Source organism: Herbaspirillum sp. UBA812, assembly GCF_002296545.1.
Classification (GTDB): Bacteria; Pseudomonadota; Gammaproteobacteria; order Burkholderiales; family Burkholderiaceae_D; genus Herbaspirillum; species Herbaspirillum huttiense.
In genome coordinates, this window is record NZ_DBIC01000372.1 from 1 (window position 1) to 5,194 (window position 5,194).

Sequence of the window (5,194 nt, forward strand, 5' to 3'; positions counted from 1 at the left end):
ATGGCAAGCCACGGCCTGAAACGGGCGCGGCCGGCCGAACTGGTGCCGGGCACGGTGCGCGTGGTGAGCGTGCGCATGCCCTACCTGCCGGCCGCCGCCGATCCGGATCAGCCCGAGCAACCTGACTGGCGTGCCCGCGAAGAGGCGCGCAGCGCCGATCCGGCGGCCGCCCAGGTCTCGATCTATGCGCGCGGCCGCGATTACCACAAGGTCCTGCGCGCCCGCCTGCAGCAGCTGGCCACCCGCATCGAGGGCCGCATCGGCCCCTTCGGCTACCGCGTCTTCACTGATTCGGCCCCGGTCATGGAAGTGGCCCTGGCCGAGAAGGCCGGGCTGGGCTGGCGCGGCAAGCATACGCTGCTGCTGCATCGTGAGGCCGGCTCGATGTTCTTCCTGGGCGAGATGCTGACCGACCTGCCGCTGCCGGTGGATGACCCGGTCACCTCGCACTGCGGCCAGTGCAGCGCCTGTATCACGGCCTGCCCGACCGGGGCCATCGTCGCGCCTCATGAACTGGATGCGCGGCGCTGCATCTCCTATCTCACCATCGAACTCAAGGGCAGCATCCCGCAAGACCTGCGTCCGCTGATCGGCAACCGCATCTATGGCTGCGACGATTGCCAGCTCTACTGCCCGTGGAACAAGTTCGCCCAGCGTGCCAGCCTGCCGGACTTCGATCCGCGCCATGGCCTCGACCGGGCGAGCCTGGTCGAGCTGTTCGGCTGGAGTGAAGAGGTCTTCCTGAAGAACACCGAAGGCAGCGCCATCCGCCGCATCGGCCATGAACGCTGGCTGCGCAACCTGGCCGTCGGGCTGGGCAATGCGGCCGATGCGCCCTCGCACCGGGGCGATGCGGAGATCGTGGCGGCCTTGCGGGCGCGCCTGGATCATCCGTCAGCGCTGGTGGCCGAGCATGTGGCCTGGGCGCTGGCCCGTCATGGAGTCCATGGAGTCGCAGGAGCAGATGGAGTAGAGTGACCCCTCCCAACAAGGAGGAGACACCCCATGCCCAGACTGAATCGCGCCGTCCTGCTGGCCAGCGCGCTGGCTGCGAGCCTGCCGCTGGCGGCCAGTGCCCAGCCCGCATCGACCGAAAAGATCGCCATCCCCGGCCTGCAGCAGCGCGCCGAGATCCTCATCGACCGCTGGGGCGTACCCCACATCTATGCCGCCAGCGAGCGCGATGCCTTCTTCATGCAGGGTTTCAATGCCGCGCGTGACCGCCTGTTCCAGATCGACCTGTGGCGTCGGCGCGGGCTGGGCCAGCTCTCCGAAGTGTTCGGTCCCGCTTATCTGCCTCAGGACCGTGCGACCCGGCTGTTCCTCTACCGCGGCGACATGCGGCGCGAATGGGCCGCCTATGGTCCCGGTGCGGAAAGCGTGGCGCAGGCGTTCGTGGAAGGCATCAATGCGTATATCGATTACGTCTCCCTGCATCAGGAAAAACTGCCTTACGAATTCCGCCAGCTGGGCTATCTGCCGGCCAAGTGGCAGGCCGAGGACGTGGTGCGCATCCGCAGCCACGGCCTCACGCGCAACCTGCAAAGCGAAGTGGCGCGCGCCAAGGTGGCGTGCGCGGCCGATCTGAAATCCGATGAAATCCGCTCCGGCCTGACCCCGCCCTGGACCGCCGGGATGCCCGAGGGCCTGGACCCCTGCCTGCCCAAGGACCTGCTGCAGGTCTTCACGCTGGCCACGCAGGGCGTGCGGATTACCAAGGAGAGCCTGAACGCCGCCACCACGGCAGGCGACCCCCAGCTGGTGCGCATCGAGCCGGCCGTCAATCCGGAAGAGACCATGGAAGGCAGCAACAACTGGGTCATCGCCCCGTCGAAATCGGCCACCGGCCGCGCCATCATGGCCAACGATCCGCATCGCGCCTATTCGGCCCCGTCGCTGCGCTACATCGCCCACCTGAGCGCACCGGGCATGAACGTCATCGGGGCCGGCGAACCGGCCTTGCCGGGCATCTCCATCGGCCACAACGGCAGCATCGCCTTCGGGTTGACCATCTTCAACATCGACCAGGAAGACCTCTACGTCTACCAGCTCAATCCCGACAATCCGAAGCAATACCGCTATCAGGGCCAGTGGGAATCGATGCGCGTACTGCATGAACCGGTGCGCATCAAGAACGGCGCACCCGCCGTGGCCGATCTGAGTTTCACGCGCCATGGTCCGGTGATCTATGTCGATCAGGCCAAACACCTGGCCTACGCAGTAAGGTCGGGCTGGCTGGAGCCGGGCATGTCGCCTTACTTCGGCAGCATCGCCTACATGCGCACGCGCAATTTCAAGGACTTCAAGCAATCCATGCTGAACTGGGGCGCGCCGACCGAGAACCAGGTCTATGCCGACACCAAAGGCAACATCGGCTGGGTGCCGGGCGGGCTGGCACCGAAGCGGCCCAACTGGGACGGGCTGCTACCGGTGCCGGGTGACGGGCGATATGAATGGTCCGGCTTCTGGCGCGGCGACCAGCTGCCCTCGTCCTACAATCCGGCGCAGGGCTGGTTTGCCTCGGCCAACCAGATGAATCTTCCTGCCCATTATCCCTACCGCGAGCGCAAGCTCGGATTCGAGTGGACCAACAATTCGCGCTTCACCCGCATCAGCGAAGTACTGGCCAGCCTGCCCAAGGTCTCGCTGCAGGATTCCATGCGGCTGCAGAACGATGACCTGGCCATCCCCGCACGCCGCCTGGCCGCCTTGCTCAAGCCCTTGTCCTCCGATGACGCCAACACCCGCGCTGCGCTGGCCATGCTGGGCCAGTGGGATTACGTGGAACGCAGCGAGTCCGCGCAGCCGGCGCTGTACGAAGTCTGGCTCTCGCGCCATCTGGGCAAGGCCTTCAAGGAAGCCGTGCTGCCCAAGGCGGCCGCCGATGCGATGGGGGCGCCTGATACGGCAGTGCTGCTCGATACGCTGGAAAACCCGGTACCCGCCTTCGGGGCCGATGCTGCGCAGGCGCGCGTCCGGCGCGATCAGGTGCTGCTCGCCAGCCTCGGTGCTGCCTGGGCCGAACTGGCCAAGCTGCAAGGCGCGGATCCGGCGCAATGGCAATGGGGCAAGCTGCACCACAACCTGATGGCGCATCCGCTGGCCGATGTGGTGGATGAGGCGACCCGCAAGAAGCTCAATGTCGGACCCATGCCCAAGCATGGCGGGGCCTATTCGCCCAATCAGTCGACCTATCGCGTCAATGATTTTCGCCAGACCAACGGGCCCTCCTTCCGCGTGGTGGTGGACGTAGGCCGCTGGGACAATTCCTGGGCCGTCAATGCCCCGGGCCAGTCGGGTGACCCCGACAGTCCGCACTATCGCGATCTGGCCGACAAGTGGTTGAAGGGCGAGTATTTCCCGCTGCTGTATTCCCGCGGAGCCATCGAGAAAGTCACCGAGCACCGCATCGTGGTGCAGCCGGTGCGCTAGACAGCAGGGCTGGCCTGGTGCGGCAGGATCAATGCACCAGCGCCAGCCAGAGCGGAATGGTCAATGCCGAGAGCAGCGTCCCGAACGAAATGAGGAAGGCCGTGAAGGGCCCGTTGCCGCCCATGCGTGCGGCGAGGATGTAGGCGCTGGAGGCGGTGGGCAGGCTGCAGAACAGCACCACGATGCGCCACTGCAGCGGTGGCAGCTGCAGCAGCATGCCGATCAGGTAAGCGGCCAGCGGCACCGCAACCAGCTTGATGACGATGAACCAGGCCACTACCGGCTTGCTCTCTTTCAAGCCCGACAGCCGCAGTCCGGCGCCGACCATCAACAGGCCCAACGCAATGGAAGCCGCGCCCAGCCGCGAGAGCACTACGCTGGCCACTTCCGGCAAATGCAGCCCTAGTGCAGAAAACGTCAACCCGCCAGCAGTCGCCACCAGCAAGGGATTGCGGGCCAGCTCGCGCAGCAGGTTGCTGTTTTTTGCCGCCAGCGCATGGACGGCCGCGATATTGCACAGGGGCACGCCAAAGCCCAGCAGGATGGCCATCAGGCCTGCGCCTTCTTCCCCCGCCATGCGGGTGGCCAGTGCCAGCGCGATATAGGAATTGAAGCGAAAGGCGCATTGCATGCCCGACTCGTAGGTCATGGGCGTGGCGCGCAGGAAGGGTTTGCCCAGCCAGGTCAGCGCAATGCCCACCAGCAGCGCCGCAACGCCCGTCTGCACCATGCCGCCGGTCACCGAGAGATCGACCTTCAGGCGTGCCGTCGAATAAAACAGCAGCGCAGGGAAGAGGATGAAATAGACCAGCTTCTCCATGCCGGCCCAGAATTCTTCGCCCCAGTTGGAAATGCGATGGATCAGCAGGCCCAGTGCAATGAGGCTGAAGTCCGGCAGCAGGAGGTTGAGGATCTCCACGTGCTTACTTCAGCAGGCGTGCCAGCTCGACGGCAGTCTTGACGTTCATCTTGTCGAAGATGTGGGCGCGATGAACTTCCACGGTGCGCATGCTGATGCCCAGTTCATCGGCAATGACCTTGTTCATCTTGCCGGCCAGGATCAGGTCCAGCACTTCGCGCTCGCGCGCGGACAGCGCCGCCAGGCGGCTCTGCACGGCATCCTCGGCACCGCCGGCGCGCGAACTTTCCAGCGCTTCCAGCACGCGGTCCATCAACTGGTTGTCGTTGAAGGGCTTCTCGAAGAAATCGAAGGCACCGTTCTTGAGCATGTCCACCGCCATCGGCACATCGCCGTGACCGGTGAGGAAGATCACCGGACGCCGGTGCAGCAGGCCCTTGGTCTTGAGTTCATTGAACAGCGCCACGCCGCTGGTGCCGGGCATGCGCACGTCCAGCAGCAGGCATTCGCCCTCGGCGTCGATGCCGCTGGCATGGGCCAGTGCACCCAGCACGGCGGCACCGCTTTCATAGCCGATGGCGGCGATATTGCGCGAGCGCGCCAGCCAGGTCAGCGAATCGCGGATGATTTCTTCGTCGTCGACTATGTGCAGCATCGGTATGCGGGGCGGGAATCCAGTGTGGGAGAGGCGTCTCGTTATTGTGGCTGTCCGCTCTGGGCGGGCAGCGAAAACCGGAAGATTGTACCGCCTGCCGGGTTATCGGTGTAAGTGAGCGTGCCGCCGTGGAATTCGATGGTGGTGCGGCAGATGTTCAAGCCCATGCCCATGCCCTCGGCCTTGGTCGAGAAGAAGGGAGAAAACAGGCGCGCCGCCACTTCTTCGGCAATCCCGTGCCCCTGGTC

At 65.2% G+C, this 5,194-nt stretch carries 5 protein-coding genes; 2 read left to right on the plus strand and 3 right to left on the minus strand.

The genetic code is table 11. The annotated features are described in order from the left end of the window. On the plus strand, positions 1 to 978 hold a 978-nt coding region (queG, locus tag B3873_RS24510), incomplete at its 5' end, for a tRNA epoxyqueuosine(34) reductase QueG (protein ID WP_286869606.1). A gap of 27 nt (positions 979 to 1,005) precedes the next feature. Further along, positions 1,006 to 3,432 carry a penicillin acylase family protein gene (locus B3873_RS24515; protein ID WP_286869607.1) on the plus strand — a complete coding sequence of 809 codons (2,427 nt, stop codon included), beginning with the start codon at positions 1,006 to 1,008 and terminating at the stop codon, positions 3,430 to 3,432. Between the two features lie 28 nt (positions 3,433 to 3,460). Here the strand turns inward: B3873_RS24515 and B3873_RS24520 are convergent, their stop codons facing one another. From B3873_RS24520 to B3873_RS24530, 3 genes are all read right to left on the minus strand, one after another. Further along, positions 3,461 to 4,351, minus strand: coding sequence for an AEC family transporter (locus tag B3873_RS24520; RefSeq protein WP_039790100.1), 891 nt, complete (start codon positions 4,349 to 4,351; stop codon positions 3,461 to 3,463). Between the two features lie 4 nt (positions 4,352 to 4,355). Further along, positions 4,356 to 4,946 carry a response regulator transcription factor gene (locus tag B3873_RS24525; RefSeq protein ID WP_034334304.1) on the minus strand — a complete coding sequence of 197 codons (591 nt, stop codon included), beginning with the start codon at positions 4,944 to 4,946 and terminating at the stop codon, positions 4,356 to 4,358. Between the two features lie 41 nt (positions 4,947 to 4,987). Then, positions 4,988 to 5,194: ATP-binding protein (locus B3873_RS24530; protein WP_286869610.1), on the minus strand; the 207-nt coding region annotated here is incomplete at its 5' end.